A 17663-nucleotide genomic window follows, 5' to 3' on the forward strand; every position below is an offset into this window, starting at 1 on the left:
AATTGAGGCTTTTAATAGTTTGCCACAAGTAGTATTTTATATAAGGAAGTTGTAACCCACACTGATAACAAGGAATGTATCATGAGTATTATTCACTCAGTTTCTCACTTTAAATCGTCCCGTGACGCTGCCAAGCCCTTAGATAGGGTCGAGGATGTGCGTGCTGCGGCCGAAGATTTTCGCAAGACAATGCTCGCCAACCCCAAAGTTAAATTTTATAAAACCTTTGAGTTGATTCGAATCCCTTATCCTAGTAAGTATGGCTATCTTAATGCCTTTGGTTTGCTGACCCCTTATGTACACATTTGTAATAAGCTGTTTGTCATTCAATTTGATAGCGAAGAAGGGCTAAAGACGCTTTTGGTCAGTCCCTCTGGCTGGGAACACCAAAGAGAGACACCTTATTTTCACCAAATGGTAGAAGACATGGGCATGTTCTCAAAGCCCGTTGAAAAAATGATAGTCAAAGAAGTCAGTACCGTATTAGACGCTATTAAAAGTATAGGATTGGCACCGGAAGACGTCGATTACATCACTTATGACCATCTGCATACTCAAAATATTACCCGTTGGTTTGGGGGTGCAGGACAATCTGCTATATTTCCCAACGCAAAACTGCTGGTAATGAGAGAGGAGTGGGAGAGCACCCAAGCCTTACTGCCTTGGCAAAACCAATGGTATTGCCCTAATGGCATTGAAGGTGTAGATGAGAGTCGGGTTGAGTTAATTGATGGCGATGTGTTTTTAGGAGATGGTTCAGTTGCCTTAATGCATACCAAAGGCCACACCGAAGGTAATCACTCTATTGTTGCCCATACTGATCAAGGTCTGCTAGTGACTTCAGAAAATGGCATAAGTATGGATGCTTATGCGCCGCAACATTCCAAAATCAAAGGCCTAGCCCGTTACGCCGAATTGACCCAATCTGAGGTGGTCATGAATGGCAATACCTTAGAGTTTGGGGTAGACCAATATCTGTCCATGATTCAAGAAAAGACCGTGGCAGGTCCTTACCCTAAAGATGAGCGATTCTTTAACATGGCGTTGTCCTCTGAATCAGATGGCTATTATCTCTTCCCTGGTACCGATCCCACAGTGCGTATGGGAGAGCTGGAGTTTGGTCAGTTTACTCCAAAAACTCAAACCAATAGCAAGCGAGGTGGCCTGTGGCGCAAACTTGTATCGTAACCGGAGCGGCTTCAGGCATTGGTCTGGCTTTGTGTCAGCGTTTGCTTGAGCAAGGACAGCAAGTCTGTGTCTGTGATATTGATTATGACGCTTTAAAAAGTCACTATACTGAGCATAAGCTGGTTGATGATGGCGGCACTTTAATGTTACATCCACTCGATGTAAGACGTGTTGAGCAGTGGCAAGGTGTAGTAAGTAAGGTGTTGGCACAATGGTCAACCATCGATATTATGTGCAATGTGGCGGGCGTGTTAAAGGAAAACTGGGTGACTGATATTGTCATTCCAGATGAAGTCGATTTTCACTTCGATATTAATGTCAAAGGTACCATCTACGGTACTCAAAGCGTCATAGAGCCCATGCGCAAACAGGGTAAAGGCCATATTATCAATGTGGCTTCTATGGCGGCACTGTCGCCTGTTCCAGGTCTGTCTTTGTATAGTGCCAGTAAGTATGCGGTACGCTCCTATTCATTAGCAGCCGGTATAGAATTGGCGCCTTATGGTATTGCGGTAACTACCGTTTGCCCTGACGCGGTTCAAACCCCCATGCTTGATCAGCAAAAAGACAAGGAGCAAGCGGCATTAACTTTCTCGGGTAACCGTACTTTAACGGTCGATGAAGTGGTAGACGCGATATTGGGTAACGCCTTACAAAGTCGCCCTATGGAAATAATGCTACCTCAAAGCCGCGGTGTGGTGGCTAAGGTGGCCAACATCTTTCCACAAACCTCAGGGCGATTTATTGATATTTTTCAAAAGCAAGGCATTAAGCGCCAAGCCAAAAGTAAATAGTAATATAGTCTTATAGTGGTCATTATAAAAAGCAATCGCCATAAAAAAAGCAGCCTCAATTTGAGGCTGCTTTTTTATTGCTTAACGATTAGGTCAGATGATGACTTAAGCGTTAAGTTAAGATTCTTAGACCCAGTTTAACTTTTAAATCCACTTTATTAGATTCAGTTTATTGGATTATTTACCAAAAACTTTTAAACGGCTGTCGATTGGCGCAAATTCTTTGTCGCCTGCTTTTTGCTCAACACCTCCGAATACCATCTGAGCAACAAGTTTCCAGCTAGAATCGATGTTCCAAGTTTTGGCCACTTCTTCATCGATTACTGGGTTGTAATGCTGCAAGTTTGCACCGATGTTTAAGCTGGCTAAAGCCGTCCAAATAACATATTGATGCATGGCACTGGTATGTTCAGACCAAGTTGGGAAACGGTCGGCATATAAAGCAAAGTTCTCTTGCAAATATTTCACAACATTTTGATCTTCAAAGAAAAGAACAGTACCAGCCCCGGCTTTAAAGCCATTTAATTTCTCTTCAGTACCTTTAAATATCTCATCGTCATTCACGATTTTACGTAGGGTATCTTCAGTGATTTGCCATAGTTTTTTATGATCTTCACCGAATAGAACTACCAAACGAGTAGATTGAGAGTTAAAAGCTGATGGGGTATGCAAGATAGCATGCTCAACCAAATCCACAACTTGATCTTTGTCTACAGGTAGCTGATCGTTTAGGGCATAAATTGAACGACGTGCTTCAGCAAGTGTTTGCAAATCTTGTAAGTTTGACATAATTATTCTCCGATATATTTACAGTGGGATTTAAAATATTAAGATTGAATTACTGTCAGCAATTATCCTTGTATTAAGCTTTTTTAATAAGACTTTATATAGGGTTGCTGTCATCAGTTAAGGTCTACGCCTTGCTTAATATTTTGATCAATTAACTAAGGTTAATTATAAAATATTAGACCCAAACTGTGATGTAATTTTTGTAAAATTTATTTAACAATGAATATTGATAGTGAATTAATGTTACACAATCAGCCTTTGAAGCCTTCCGGTAACGCTGGTGCCTCTAATCTTCTTAATTCAGAATCGACATTACCAAAACGAGGGTGATGATTGTTCCAGTCAGTAATGGCCTTTTCGATATCTTGTTTGTTGTCAGCGACAAAGTTCCACCATAGCAGTACCTTTTGATTTAAAGGCTCTCCACCGAGCAGCATAAAGCGGGCGCCTTTGGTACCTTTAACGCTAATGAGGGTCTTTTGGCTAACATCATCAAAGCGAATCATCTGATTTTGCTCATACTTTTTGCCTTGATATTCAATGCCATCAACGACCATTAGGATGCCGTATTCAAAGCCTGGCTCTAACACCAAAGACACTTCGGTATCTTCAACCAAATGCACATCTAGGCCAATGAGTTTGCTGTATTGAATGGTCGGAGCACTATAACTCTCTCCTTTAGGCGTGGTGTAATCACCTGTGGTTAACACATATTCAGCGCCTTGCTCTTTCCAGCTTGGCAACTCAGGGTAATGATGGAAGTTACGTTCTATTTTCTGATCTAGAGGTAGCGCAATCCATAGCTGCACCATATTCATACCACGCCAAGCTTCTGCAGATCCGCCAGTATCAGGGAACACACTCTGTTCGGTGTGGCTAATGCCCTGATCATTACCGGTACCGGCTGTCATTACGTTCACTTGGTTTTTGGTAATGACTTTTTCGTTACCAATACTGTCTTTATGAAGTACTTCTCCATCAATCATCCAGCTAAAAGTTTGCAAATTAATATGCGGGTGTCTACCCACTTGCATACCCTCTTCATCGTCACCAAACTCAGCAGGACCAGCGTGGTCCATAAAGCACCAAGCGCCAATAGGTTGTTTTCCTTTATTAGGTAACAAGCGAGCGATAGGAATACCGCCGACATCTGCCAAACGAGGATCTAATATTTCAGTTTTCATAAAGCACCTATAATTTTCATCGTAATAAATTTAATAATTAACTGTTAAGCGGTACATCCATCACTAAGACTTGGGCATCTTCAAGCACATCCATGGTGAAGTTTTTGGTTTCAGAGACCGCAAGTCCATCTCTTGGATCCAAGGTTTGACCATCAATGACTACCTTGCCTGAAATCACAAAAACGTAAGCACCGTTCAATGCAGATTTTAGAGCATAAGTGGTGGTGACGCCTTTATCAAACTCGCCCACACTAAACCAAGCATTTTGATGAATCCAAACGCCTGCATCTTCAGGATGAGGAGACAGTACTTGGCTAAATTGGTTATGAATCAATAGGTCAACTAAGCTTACTTGTTGATAGCGTGGGGTGACGTCTAACTTATTAGGTACGACCCATATCTGCAAAAACTTTACAGGTGCTATGTCATCGGCGTTCATCTCTGAATGTACTATGCCAGTACCTGCTGACATAACTTGGATTTCACCACTTCTAATAATGCCATGGTTGCCCATACTATCGCCGTGCTTCAGTTTTCCTGATAGCGGGATGCTGATTATTTCCATATTGGCGTGTGAGTGATCGCCAAAGCCCATCCCTCCATCGACATGGTCATCATTGATAACCCGTAAAGCACCAAATCCCACACGTTGAGGGTTGTAATAATCAGCGAAGCTAAAAGTATGTTTGCTTTTTAACCAGCCATGGTGAGAGCCACCACGGGTATTAGCCGCCTGAACTATTGTTTTCATAACTTATCCTTATTTGAATATTAAGCTATAAAATATAAACTTAATAAAACCGGATAAAGATTTAACTTGACTACATAATAATCGTTGTAATTATTATTTCAAGTGTAACTGTAGCCGGGTAGCAGTTGATTATCCAAGTCTTACATCGTCATAATGTCCGATATCGTCATAACGATAAGAGAGTAGGCAGTATCGGCTAGTTTGCCAACACTGCTTGCTTTATTAGCTTATAAAAAAACAAACTCACCCATAAAAAGAGAAAATAATATGACAAATCAAGAACAATCGAATTATGAAATTATTGATAATAAAGAGGCCAATCGTTTTGAGCTGCATGTCGATGGCTATGTGTCCTTCGAAGATTATGAATATTTCACTACCAGCTTAGGAGAGCCAGGTATTGCTTATCTCCATACTGAAGTGCCAAAAGAATTAGGCGGCCGCGGTATTGCCGGTTATTTTGTTAAACATCTTTTGGAGGACGCTGCTGCAAAAAACCTACGCGTTAAACCGATTTGTCCTTATGTAAAATCTTATATTGATAAGCATCCAGAGTATCAAGCTAACTCTGTGTTCCATAACGCTACGCCTTAATGAATCGCAACCAATGCTAAATTCATAAAAGGCATGATTGATAAAGTGCATGCTGACAAAGCGCTTCACTCATAGGCTGAACTTATATAGGACAGCTTATGAGTGAAACTTCGATATAATCTATTTATTTAATTAAATCCAACGTCTAACTCAGTACCAAATCTATTTAGATACGGTTGTTAACATTGTGATTGCGTTCGTCGATTGAATAAGCACCTGGACCATTAACGAAAATCATCAAGAAACCACCTGCCATCGCTAGGTTTTTCATGAAGTTTATCATTTGGTTTTGATCACCAAAATCTGCATGGAAGATGATGGCTGAAACGATGCTGAAACCTGCCATCAATAGCGCCACTAAACGCGCTTTAAAACCTACTAAAATTGCCAAACCGCCAAATATTTCTAAGATAATGACCAAAGGTAACATGAAGCCCGGTACGCCCATGGCTTCCATATACCCTTGAGTGGCTGCGTAACCGGTAATCTTGGTAAAGCCTGAAAAAATGAAAATAGCAACCAGTAGGAAACGGCCCAATAGTGCACTGCCATTTTGTAAAGCGCTGCTCTGCACACGACAAAAAAAACAAAAAAGTCTGTTAAAGCAAAGGCATAATAGTAATTTTTAAGACGAATCAGACCATGCCAAACTTTAACAGACTTAGTGAAACTTTAACCCAAAACCTGAGTATGAACAAGGCAAGAATCACATGTTTGAGCTTAATGATAATAGCCCTGATTACTGCTCAAAGCAGTAATCTTAAAAAAAATAGCAAGACACATTCCTAAGGGTGGCAAGACCGACAGTCACTATCGCAGACTACAGCGATTTTTTGCCGAAGCGAGGATAGACTATGATCAATTAGCTTTAATGATATATCGACTGTTTGGGCTAGGCAAAGTCACCTTAACCATTGACCGCACCAACTGGAAATGGGGTAAAAGTAACCTCAACATCTTTATGCTAGGGGTGGTATATAAAGGGATAGCCATCCCCTTATACTGGCAAATGCTAGATAAGCGAGGTAATACAAACCATCTTGAACGCTGTGAACTTATTGAGCGGTTTATCAAACAATTTGGCAAAGATAACCTTGAGATGATAGTAGCAGACAGAGAGTTTGTTGGCGAAAAATGGTTTAACTGGCTCACCAATAATCACATACCCTTTGCCATACGGATTAAGAAGAACAGTAAAGTTAAGAATCATCATGGCAAGTTGGTACAGATTAAAGAGTTATTTCGCCATGTTGGCCATCAAGAAACATATCGACATGGGCGAATACTGACTGTCGATGGTTGTTTGGTTCGAGTATTTGCCAAGCGTGATAAAGACTACGGTTTAGTGATTGTGGCAACCAATCAACTAGAAACAGTGGATGCGATGATAAGCTATGGCAAGCGTTGGGAAATTGAGACTTTATTTGCTTGTCTAAAGGGGAGTGGCTTTAATCTTGAAGATACCCACTTAACCCATCTTGATCGGGTCAGTAAATTAGTCGCAGTGAACGCCTTAGCATTTTGTTGGGCTTATCATGTCGGTATTTATAAAGACAAAGATAAGCCGTTAAAACGCAAGTTGAAGTCAAACGCTCGACCTCAAGCCAGTTTGTTTGCGCTTGGTCTGGATTTATTGATTGAAGGTCTTCGTTTGGTGTTTTTTAACAATGATAAGACTGTCTTTCGACAGTTAGTTAGCTTTTTAACCCCTAAACCTATGAAAATCCGGTGGGGATGATTTTTTTGTCGTGTGCAGAGAAAGCGCTGTTATTGTGTAAATCGTTGCTATGATTTAATGAGTTCATAATAAATCCTTAGATTGAATTAATGTTGTTTATAGTGACTAAGTAATGACGCTATTGTAATTGTTGACTTATAATAGATAAACATTAATAATTGCAATTGATAGTTCTCATTTTCAGAACAATTAAGTAGGTTGATACGACATTAAGTGATAAGGATAGATAGGGTATGGGACAGCTTGAAGATATGACGATGTTCATTAGAGTGGTAGATGCAGGCAGCATCACCAAAGCTGCCGAGCAGTTGAATATTGCAAAGTCAGCGGTTAGCCGTCGCTTAAAAGAGTTAGAAATGCGTTTGAATACTCAGCTCATTAGTCGGACGACCCGTAACTCTACTTTGACAGAAGCGGGTCAAAAATATTATCAAGAAGCCTGTAGTATTTTGGGTGAAGTAGAACTACTGAATGAGAAAATCAGTGGGGTAGCATCGCAACTAGAAGGTACTATGCGATTGACAGCCCCCCTATCTTTTGGATTAATGCACCTAAACGACATTATCCATAATTATGCACAGCAGCATCCGCAATTAAGTTTTGAGCTTGATTTTTCTGACCGTCAAATTGACTTAGTCGAGGAGGGGTATGAGATGGCCATTCGTATTGGCGAGCTTAAAGATTCCTCCTACCAAGCCAAACGATTGACAGTAATACGACGCGTCCTTTGTGCCAGTCCTGAATATATCAAGCAAGCAGGTATACCAGACAGTATAGAAAGTTTAAAACAACACTCGTTTCTACAATACGGGCTACAAAATAAGCAAGGTGAAATACTGCTTATTGATGCTACCGGGCAACGTCACAAGATTGAAACCTCTTCTCGTATCAAGGCCAATAATGGTAATTTCTTACTTGATATGGCGATTAAAGGTCATGGCATTGCTTATATGCCTACCTTTATCGCGTATGAAAGTCTGGCCAAAGGTGAGCTAGTGCCAGTAATGGAAGACTATCACTTGCCGACTTTGACTGCCTATGCGGTGTATCCCAAAAATAGATTTTTATCTCAACGCTGTCGGTTGTTAATTGACTATATCATTGAACAAATTGGCGATGAGCCTTATTGGGATAATATTTAAAATGTCTGCTAACGCATATCTTTGATAAACCAATAAAAATAGCCCTTTACCATTACGGTAAAGGGCTATTGATATCAGTAGGCTTGTCAAACCCATTTATTAAGTCTGTTATTTACTTAACGACTCACTGAGGTCTTTAATTTTATTTAAAATCTCAATGATTTCAGCTTGGGTAAAATATCTTGGCACTGAATAGGTATCTCTAACCTCGGCTGCTGCGGCCTTAGCAAATTTTTTGAAATCACTTTGATTCATGCCTTCAACACTGCGGTTAATATTGGTCTCTTCAATCAAAGTTCTGACTTGAGCGATTAAATGATCAGCCAGTTGTTCGTCTTCTGCCTTTGATTGTTCTGCATTAACAATCCCTGCTTTTTTGGCTAAGGCTGCCAATCTATGTTGGCAGACATCACGGTTGGCATCAAGAATGTGAGGCAGTACGATAGCATTGGCACGACCATGCGGGATACCATAAAAAGCACCTAACTGATGAGCAATGGCATGCACATATCCTAAGCCAGCTTTATTGAATGCAATGCCACCATAGTGCGCTGCAACGCCCATTTCTTCACGGGCTTTTAAATTACCGCCGTCTTTGTAAGCCACAGGTAAGTATTGGAATACACCGCGTGTGGCCGAAGCAGCATAATAATCGGTTTCACTGCTGGCGTTAACGCTCATCCAGGCCTCTAAAGCATGCGTTAGAACATCAATACCGGTGTCCGCGGTAATATGCGGTGGCATACCTTTCATAATTACCGGATCGATTGCAGCCGCTAGCGGTACCATTCTTGGGTCAATGGATAGAGATTTTTGATGTGTCTTATCATCAGAAACTACCGCGCCTAACGTAGCTTCAGAACCAGTACCTGCTGTGGTTGGGATGCAGTAAAGGGGCATAATTTTACCCGCTTTAAGTAGTCCCATTAATTTTTGAGGTTTACGCTTGCTGGCCTGACTCATGGCAATAACTTTCGCCGCATCAATGACCGAACCACCGCCTAAAGCTAGAATAGCATCGCAGTTATTATCTACTGAGTGCTTAATGCCCGCCTCAACCACACTGAAAGTCGGATCAGGGGTGATACCATCGTATAAATGAAAACCAATCCCTTTTTGTTGTAAATAATCAGTGATTTTATCAGGAATCCCTAATTGATTTAAAACAGAGTCAGTGACGATTAAGACTTTGGTCGCCCCTTCATTAATCATCATATCGCAGAGCTCAAAGCATGACTGGTCGCCGATAAATAGTTGAGGTCTAGGAATAGGAACAACTAAGGAAAAGGCATGCAAGGCTTTGGCACGAGTTTTAGCGACGGCCAGATAACCAGCATGATTTAATTTATTGGGAGTAAAAGCTTGTTGTAAAGTGGCAACTGCCTTGTTAACTGGCATAGAAAAATCCTTTTTTATATGGCTAGATTAAGAGTGATAACAGTATAGCTATAGTAAACAGGTTGCAAGTATTAAGGAAATAAAATGCAGGTAAAACAGAGTGACTATAGAGTTTAACTTAAACAAATCAGAGTTAAAGCCCTTTAGCTCTAATATGTTAAATACCGTTAAAATTAAATAGTACTAAAATTAAATACTGTTAAAACTATTTTGACATGATATCAAGCAGATAGGAAGAGAAAAGGATGTAACAAGGGAAAATATAACAAGAAAGGATATAAAAATAATGGCGGTGAAGGAGGAAGTCGTACTTATTGTATAAATTTTTGATTTTAAAGTAAATTTTATTTATATTTATTGGTATAGACCAACTATTAGACCAACACTTTCTAAGTATTGGATGCGAGACAAATAAAGGGATTTATATCTTGACTAAGTGTAACTAAATGTTTCTAAGCCGTTATATGATCTCAAATATATACTATCACTAAAAAAGCGTTTTCGGTTGTTTGGATTTCTTTTTCTATTTCATCGCTCAAACCTTCTGATACTACTTACCACCACGCCAAACGATGCCAATGACCCCTTCACCTCTATATGTAGTGGCATAAGCATCATTTGACAGCTTTCTGCAGAAGTCCCCTACCTCTGAGGTAGGGGGTAGTTCATTATCTCTTGTTCCTCTTCAGCTATTTTTAATTGCCGTTTGGGCTGTTTGATTGCTCCAAGCACTGACATAAGCTCAGGAGCGTATTGCCTTTTAGCTTTTCTTCTCTCGCTTTATTCTTCCAATTGGATAGCGTTTATATCACTATTCTTAACTGCCGCGCAGTCGCATGCAAGTTGCTGTTATTATCTGCTATCTTTTTGACGGCTTCTGCTTTGAAAGCTGCACTGTAGGTTCTAAATTTTTTAGTCATGATAAACTCCTATTAATACCCTAAACCTCTTGCGAAAGTACCGTTTTATCGGCCTCCCCTAACGAGTATCAAGGGCTAGCAATAACTTATGCAAGAGATCTAACTAGTTTACAAAGTTTGTTTCTACAGTTTCTTCAGCATAGCTTAGGATATGAGTAATGAAAATTTAATACAAATTGAGCAGGATTTTTCAAAAAGTGATAAAGTTACTGAGTCTCATAAATATGTCGCAAGAACTTAGCGGACCGATCAATCGGGAGATACCTAGTCCTGCGCTCAATATCGCTCCTTTTGGTCGCTGTGCCCGCTGAAACTTTACGTTAGACTCATGGAGATCAGAGATTGATAGATAATATTCCAAACTCTGTAATAGGTGCTGTCGCTTCAGTAATTGCAGGCCATTATTACAGTCATTCAAAGTTAGAAACACTATTCATGGAAAGTGGTGCTCCCGGTGATGCACCAGAAGGGAATTGTGAGAAAAAATGTAGTGATTGGCTAAAGCGTTGCAATAACGATCCAGAAATTGATGCACTTGAGGTGCTTGGCAGGATTATTCAGGGCTACATGGATCAAGAACCATCGTCATCGTTTTTTGACAATTTGCCTTCAAAAATGGTAGAGGGTCAGGAACGGATTAAAGCAGCTTTGGCACAAAATCAGCTTTCGTACCGACTGAATGGCTACATTACTCAAGCTGGGTCAACTCCCATATCTAAAACGTTAGAAGACTATTTTAAGTCGGGCAATTTTTCGTCTATTGAAAAAGAGTTTGAGAGAGCGGTGGAGCATATTCAAACTGACCCACATGCATCAGTCACTGCGGCATGCTCGATTATTGAGTCTACCCTGAAGTTTTACATAGAGTGTTTCAGTTTGGTGACACCAAATAAATTGAATGTTATGCCATTGTGGGCGGTCGTGCACCCTCACCTAAGCTTGAACGCTGATGTCACCTTGGCCGCAGATCAGCATAAAGTGCTAAAAGGTATTTCATCAATCATTGATGGTGTGGGCGCTTTTAGGTCACATATAGGTTCAGCACATGGACGTGGCTCCAGTCCGCCAAGCATCGTGGTTGCTGAAGCACGGCTTGTGGTTAATGTTTCACATACATTAGTGGTTTTCATTATGGAGGTGCTACATGCCAAGAAAACCTAGCAATCGCAGGCACGGCGACGGCTTTTTCGTTGCGGCTTCGACTTTACTACAAAGCCGCGCATGCTGAGGGCGTTATATGGTATCGCAAGAGCAACCGCTTTCGACCCAAAGCGGACATTAAGGCTTACTCTGACTGCAACTAACTATTAAGAAGCAAAAGGATTTTAGAATGCACCCGCACAATGTTCATATTAAAAACATAAAGCAAGCTAATGAAGATGATAGATTAGCTATATTTGTCGGTGCAGGTATATCAATAAGCTCTAATACTGATTATATAAAGCTGCCTTTGTGGAATGATCTAATAACTGAACTAAAGTCAGACTTAATGATAAATGAAGAGCTAGATTATTTAAAACTAGCTCAACTATATTATCTTGAGTTTGGAGAGCAGACATACAACCAAACATTAAAGAAATATTTTCCTGAAGACATCACCCCATCGAGTTTACATCGTACAATTTTGAAGGTAAGCCCACGCGTAATAATCACTACCAACTGGGACTACATCATAGAAAATGCAATAGAGCAGGAAGGCTATCTATACGATAAGATATGTACAGACAAGGACTTAGTCAGTTCAACTAGTCCGAATAAATTTATTAAAATCCATGGTGATTTTAAAAATCACAATATAGTTTTCAAAGAAGATGATTACCTCAACTATTCAAGAAATTTTCCACTTATAGAGAATTATATCAAGTCTGTATTCTCCACACATACAGTTCTGTTTTTAGGGTATTCCTATAATGACACTAACCTTAAGCACATAATGAAATGGATGCAAAGCCATTCCTCGTCAGCTCCTCCGATGTATTTGATAAATTTCAAAACAGACAAGCCTCAAGAAAGCTACTTGAGAAATCATGGGGTCACCACATTAGTGCTAGATAGTGAAAGCTATTCTACTGATGAAATTCAGCATTTAGAAAAAAGGTCAGCGCTAACTCAATCTTTTTTAACATCTATCATTCAAGATGTTAGAGCAGTAGACCCGAACGATGAGCGGGAAGTTATCAGTTTCCTATACGAGCGTATAAAACACCTAAAACAGCTAAATTCAATAACTCATGATCAAATACGGAGAGCGATAACAAACTGTGGGTTTCGTTACGATGTCGATGGCTTAAATATATTAGAGTTATTCAAGCCCAAAGGAGTCCTGACTACGGACTACAGCGACACCATAAGGTCGCTTCACGAAAAATTCTTGAAGATCCTATCTCGCATAGATTTGTTTGATGAAGGTGAAAAAGAAAAGTTTTATCGAAAAAATCCAAGACTTACGGACGTCCTTTCTATCTTAGCTCTAGCTCATATCAAAGGTATCGTTTTACCCAACGATAATGATAGCGGGAAAATAATATACTTTGTGAACGAGAAAATAGGTTCAGCTCAAAACCTAGAGCAGCAAGATAGGAAACACATATCTTTTTCAGAATATGAATGCAAAAGTAATGATTTTATAAAATCTTTGTCATCAGAAACTTATGAACGCTATAAATTTGGCGAGGATGAATTAGCATTTAAGAAGAACTCCGAACTTATTCTTGCTTGTAAAAGGCATAAAATATACTCAATGCTATTGATAGCGCTTTTTAATAAAAACTCGATTTTATGGAGGCTCAAGTACTCATTTTCTACAGAAAATAGAAAAGAATTTGAAAAGGAAATGGAAGTAGAGCTTCAAGATGAATTTTTTAAATTTCCAAGATCAGAGATAAAAAAGAATCAAGTCTTGTATGATTTTTTAGCCTTGCACTCTGTTCATCAAAAAGCAAACGAATGTACAAAAAAGATACTTGAACTCACAAAAACCGTTGAAAGTATAAAAGCTGGAGGAATGAGTTTTAACAACAATGCAGATGAACCAACTTCCACACACATTAATCTGTTAATGTTTGCGTTGAAAAATCACATAATGATTGATCAGCATGCCCCATATAAAGCGATTATGAGAGACTTCGTCAAGATTTCCGTACTCCGTCAATCACTCAAAGGAATAGTAAAGCTCAATCAATATGAATTTTACTCAGCCATCCAATTCTATTCATCAAAAGAACTACGGTCAGAGCTCAGAGTATTTTCTAAAAATGAGGATTCCAATCAACTTCGTCTAAACGCTAGTGATGAGTGTTCAGAATGGATTGTTTCTACCATTTTGCCAAACTTAACCAATCGGTTAATAAAAGATCGAAGTTTAACCGACGGTCATGAAACTAAATTTGAAAACAGCGTGCGATTACTTGCATTTCTTGATTTGAGTGACACTCATATTTCAAAAGTTATGAGGGAGTTTTCCCAGTTAATTACTAGTAGTTCAACAACTATCGGGACTTACGAGGCAATAAATGAATTTTTAGCACACCAACACAGTTTATTTAAGCGGGAGATTGAAACTGACGTTTTGATAAATATATTAAACACCGTAATCGATAAAATCACTTCCCAAACAGCCCATGGTTGGGATCACCATGCGGTACTCAATGGATCTATAGGCAATTTATACGGTTATATTGGGGTAGTAAAAGGCGAATACACTGATAAGGACCGAGTCCGCCGGCTGGTGTCTGAACTTGGAACTTACAAACCAGAAGATCAGCGTAAATTTTCGAGATCTCTGCTTTACAGCATCTTTAATATTTCGAATACTAATGTTCGAAATACTATTAAGGGATTCATTAAGGAAGTCATTTCTCAATCAAAAACAAAAGGCATAGATGATTGGGAATTTGAACTTTGGTCAGTTGCTGTGGGTTTTAAAGATTTTGAAGCAGAGGCTGTTACGAAGCTAGATGAATATTTGGAACAGTTTCGTGATGGCAAAAAGTTTTCAACACAGATATATTCACTCAAAAAATTAACTCAACATTTAATAGATGAGAAAGAAATCGACACGTTAGCAGGGCTAAACAAAGAGTTAGGCGATCTAATAGATCAATATAAACACCTCCCCAACTTTTCATTAATTTGAGTATGTCGTTAAAATAGAAAAATAGTTAAAATATAGATCCTCTTCGTAGTCTAGGTTTGGCGACAGAATGTCTAAATCTTATCGGGAGAGTCAAGTTTTGAATCAAGCCTGATTCTAGTGGTTTTTCAAATGCCCGCTCTTGGCCGTATACGTCCAGTAGGAATTATGTTCAAGTATCGTATAACAAGTCCTGCTGCAGGTATTGTTGACGGGTAAGAAGCGAGTGGTGGTTGCGTAGAGATGTAGGCTAAACAATTAATGTGATAGAAAAACCGCCCTCATTAGGGCGGTTTCATATATGGTGGGGACATAGGTCGAACCTTTGCTGAACTCAATCTTTGTAACCTTTTTACTTACTCTCATCCCCGTAAGACCTTGTAAGATTTATTTAAAATAGTTGTTACCATACTCGTTTCTCCTTTGGTGAGCTTAGCGGACGTGTTATATATAAATGCAAAAAGTGCGACGTCGTTTAAAGCGTTCCAAACTGTAAAGTCAGATATCAACCCTACAGGGTAAAATAGAACTATTAATATTAAGGTTACAAACAAAGCTGTTTAATATAATTAGGATAAATATATATTGCCATGTTGGTTGAAATTATTCAATATGTGGATATAAAGTTTTAATGCAGCCAGACAGAAATAATGTTGTTAAAAAAACTAATCCACTAATTGAGTATTTAAGGAAACCACTATGTCAGAAACATGCCCTAACTGTAATAACGTACTTAGTTACGATGATCTTGAGTCCTTTATGGATAATCTTGCCGCTTCTGACGAAGACTCGTTTGAAATGAATGAATGTTGTCCTAAATGTGGTGAAGATATTATTCTTAAAAAAGATGGTCATAAATACTCAATGAAGAAATCTGATGGTAGTTTCGCAATGATTGGTCATAAGTAATTCTTTACTTAGGCTTGAATTATGTGGTGAGTTAAACCTCTACTATCAGAAAATTCTGCATACAACATAACCGCCATGCTTAGTGCCCTTTGGGTAACTCGCAACCTCGGCAGTTCTTTGTTACGGCTTTCGTAGCATTTTAGGCTACAATCGGTAAAACTAAACAAACGATATGTCTAAAGTGGGCAGATATGATCAACCTCAGTTTCAACTTTCAGGAAGAATTCAGCTCAAAGCTCCCTGACTTAACTTTGCTCACCACGCTAGGTTACGAGTTTATTCCACCTAACCAATGCAACACCATGCGTAGCAGTAAGCTGTTAGCTAATCAGTCGAAGGCTAACAAGGCAACTAATCAAGTGGTGTTATTGGACATCATACGTGTGTTCTTAGCCAAGCAAACTTTAGGGCAAAACTTTGATGAGCAAGCTCCAAATATGTGAGCCGTTAACGTTAAAAATTTCATCGATCAATGGTATCAAGATAAAGCTAAGTTTATTTTTGTAGAAAGACTAGAGGCGTTACTATCTAAAGCGATATGGGTAACTGATACATCAGCTTTTAAATTATTAGATATGAAGAAGCCATGAGGTGAAGGCTAAGTTCGATGAGATGGCAGAGCTGTATTTGAATGAGTGAAGTAGACTAAAAGAGTATGTCTATAGTTCGTAATAAAGATCAGCCACTTCGTAAATTAAGTGGCTGATCTTTTATTAATTTTTCAGACCTAATAGTAATTAACTACAAATTTCAAATTTTGTACTAATAATTTTATAGCAGGTTAAAGTTTTTTACCTGATTATGCGTATTCATCGTTGACAATTTTTTCTAGTTTTTGGATGACTATATCTCTCGATTGCAGGCTCACTATTCAATGTAATTACATTACCAGCTTCATCATAGTCGCTTGCTGTTTCTATCTTACTAAAAGCTTTAGCTGTATGAATCACATACTTAAAGCTATATGAAGATGATGCACCTTCAGTATAGTCGTATTAACACCTTAGAGTTTATTTAAGCTTATTATTTTTATATATATAGCAAGTCGTATTACCTTTTTCTCCACCTACACCTACACCGCAATATCCAGCAGTTGTTACTGACAGAGCTATTTGCAATAGTATTGGCATCTTTACTGACATAACCACTAGGTTTGAACAATCTTGAACCACTTTATATTAAAGGGGATAAGTCAGAAATAGTAATCAAACCTAACAACTTTTCTGTTTCTCTTCCACTATGGGTAATAAACAGAACATCAAGATTTCTTTCTTTCTCGTTTATATGGTTCAAAAATAGATCGTAAGCTTTATATATCGAGGTCTCACGAGAAATAAACTTATAATTATGTTTAAATTCAATTTCTGGCATCAATTTTTCGATAGTTATACCGTCTATAATAATTGTTCCATTCTCATCTATTTTAGAAGCCAGCCAACGTGAGATAGTATTGTTATTGATTAACTCTATAATAGTTCCATTTGAATCTAACACTGGGAATTGAGAGAATGATTTTTGCTTCATTTTCTTAAGGATATCATTGATATAATCATCCTTCTGTGCCCCCAAAACATCAAATTGAAAGGTAGGGATTACTTTTTTAGGGTTAATTATCATTTCATAAATTTCATTAAACCTTTTCACTGTACTATCATGAGGTTCAGCAATAGCCTTATTACCTATTTTAGGGTTATGTACTATTGCGTTTCTCAAAGTGCCAAAAGATAGCAGTTCATCCTTAAATCTACTCACAATAGCGTTCTTTGAATTTTTTACTTTATTTGCATAACCGACATGATTATCAGCTCTCACTTCCTTGTTAAGGTATTGATCAAGATTATTATAAGTCTCTAAAAAATTTTCAGAATTATTCATATTATTCCTAATGTATCGAAGTCTGTTGCTGAGTTAAAAGAAGAGCTTACTAAACAAGGTTTAAATATAATCGATAGTTATGACAAGAGTCCTGATGGTCAATAGCGAGAAGGTAGCTTCTTTGCTTAACCAGTTGACAAAAACACTAGCTTTAGTTTGTGTCGTCATTTTAAACAAAATGCTGTGGTTTATATTTGCTAAGGCGGTCTGCCTGACCTTTTACTGAACCCAGACTTTATTTAAAAATTA

At 38.6% G+C, this 17663-nt stretch carries 15 protein-coding genes and 1 pseudogene; 9 read left to right on the forward strand and 7 right to left on the reverse strand.

Annotated features, from left to right (window positions below; translation table 11 throughout):
* Positions 1–81: 81 nt before the first annotated feature.
* Both LK453_RS04700 and LK453_RS04705 read left to right on the forward strand, forming a co-directional pair.
* A complete protein-coding gene (locus tag LK453_RS04700) occupies positions 82–1188 on the forward strand; it encodes an MBL fold metallo-hydrolase (protein ID WP_201536071.1) in 1107 nt (368 codons plus the stop codon).
* Complete coding sequence (locus tag LK453_RS04705; RefSeq protein ID WP_201536069.1) at positions 1167–1982, forward strand: SDR family NAD(P)-dependent oxidoreductase; 816 nt, start codon at positions 1167–1169, stop codon at positions 1980–1982. The genes LK453_RS04700 and LK453_RS04705 overlap by 22 nt, the downstream gene beginning before the upstream one ends.
* Positions 1983–2159: 177 nt before the next feature.
* Here the strand turns inward: LK453_RS04705 and LK453_RS04710 are convergent, their stop codons facing one another.
* From LK453_RS04710 to LK453_RS04720, 3 genes are all read right to left on the reverse strand, one after another.
* Positions 2160–2771, reverse strand: coding sequence for a nitroreductase family protein (locus tag LK453_RS04710; RefSeq protein ID WP_201536067.1), 612 nt, complete (start codon positions 2769–2771; stop codon positions 2160–2162).
* 251 nt (positions 2772–3022) lie between these two features.
* Entirely contained in the window at positions 3023–3955 is a 933-nt protein-coding gene (locus tag LK453_RS04715) for a pirin family protein (protein WP_201536065.1), read from the reverse strand.
* A 37-nt stretch (positions 3956–3992) separates the two neighbouring features.
* Entirely contained in the window at positions 3993–4706 is a 714-nt protein-coding gene (locus LK453_RS04720; protein WP_201536062.1) for a pirin family protein, read from the reverse strand.
* A 267-nt stretch (positions 4707–4973) separates the two neighbouring features.
* Here LK453_RS04720 and LK453_RS04725 point away from each other — a divergent pair, with 267 nt between their 5' ends.
* Positions 4974–5300 carry a GNAT family N-acetyltransferase gene (locus LK453_RS04725; protein WP_201536059.1) on the forward strand — a complete coding sequence of 109 codons (327 nt, stop codon included), beginning with the start codon at positions 4974–4976 and terminating at the stop codon, positions 5298–5300.
* Between the two features lie 166 nt (positions 5301–5466).
* On the opposite strand, the gene LK453_RS04730 is transcribed toward LK453_RS04725, so the two are convergent.
* A complete protein-coding gene (locus LK453_RS04730) occupies positions 5467–5874 on the reverse strand; it encodes a DoxX family protein (RefSeq protein WP_201536056.1) in 408 nt (135 codons plus the stop codon).
* 195 nt (positions 5875–6069) lie between these two features.
* Between LK453_RS04730 and LK453_RS04735 the strand changes: the two genes are divergently transcribed.
* On the forward strand, positions 6070–7038 hold the full coding sequence (locus LK453_RS04735) for an IS4 family transposase (protein ID WP_227945213.1): 969 nt from the start codon (positions 6070–6072) through the stop codon (positions 7036–7038).
* Between the two features lie 233 nt (positions 7039–7271).
* A complete protein-coding gene (locus tag LK453_RS04740) occupies positions 7272–8180 on the forward strand; it encodes a LysR family transcriptional regulator (protein WP_201536315.1) in 909 nt (302 codons plus the stop codon).
* A 108-nt stretch (positions 8181–8288) separates the two neighbouring features.
* Here LK453_RS04740 and LK453_RS04745 read toward each other — a convergent pair whose 3' ends face one another.
* Entirely contained in the window at positions 8289–9578 is a 1290-nt protein-coding gene (locus tag LK453_RS04745; RefSeq protein ID WP_201542123.1) for an iron-containing alcohol dehydrogenase, read from the reverse strand.
* 666 nt (positions 9579–10244) lie between these two features.
* Positions 10245–10498 (reverse strand): annotated as a pseudogene (locus tag LK453_RS04750) (transposase); the annotation flags it as partial.
* A 342-nt stretch (positions 10499–10840) separates the two neighbouring features.
* On the opposite strand from LK453_RS04750, the gene LK453_RS04755 reads away from it, so the two are divergent.
* The 4 genes from LK453_RS04755 to LK453_RS04770 all read left to right on the forward strand — a co-directional run bounded on the left by LK453_RS04755 (position 10841) and on the right by LK453_RS04770 (position 15982).
* Complete coding sequence (locus LK453_RS04755) at positions 10841–11659, forward strand: abortive infection family protein (RefSeq protein WP_201536306.1); 819 nt, start codon at positions 10841–10843, stop codon at positions 11657–11659.
* 169 nt (positions 11660–11828) lie between these two features.
* Positions 11829–14633: an SIR2 family protein gene (locus tag LK453_RS04760; protein ID WP_201542121.1), complete on the forward strand. Its 2805-nt coding sequence runs from the start codon at positions 11829–11831 to the stop codon at positions 14631–14633.
* Between the two features lie 696 nt (positions 14634–15329).
* A complete protein-coding gene (locus LK453_RS04765) occupies positions 15330–15539 on the forward strand; it encodes a hypothetical protein (RefSeq protein WP_201536300.1) in 210 nt (69 codons plus the stop codon).
* Between the two features lie 191 nt (positions 15540–15730).
* Positions 15731–15982 carry a hypothetical protein gene (locus LK453_RS04770; RefSeq protein ID WP_201536297.1) on the forward strand — a complete coding sequence of 84 codons (252 nt, stop codon included), beginning with the start codon at positions 15731–15733 and terminating at the stop codon, positions 15980–15982.
* 730 nt (positions 15983–16712) lie between these two features.
* On the opposite strand, the gene LK453_RS04775 is transcribed toward LK453_RS04770, so the two are convergent.
* Entirely contained in the window at positions 16713–17414 is a 702-nt protein-coding gene (locus LK453_RS04775) for a CBS domain-containing protein (RefSeq protein ID WP_201536294.1), read from the reverse strand.
* Between the last annotated feature and the right edge of the window lie 249 nt (positions 17415–17663).

This window comes from Psychrobacter sanguinis (assembly GCF_020736705.1).
Lineage (GTDB): Bacteria > Pseudomonadota > Gammaproteobacteria > Pseudomonadales > Moraxellaceae > Psychrobacter > Psychrobacter sanguinis.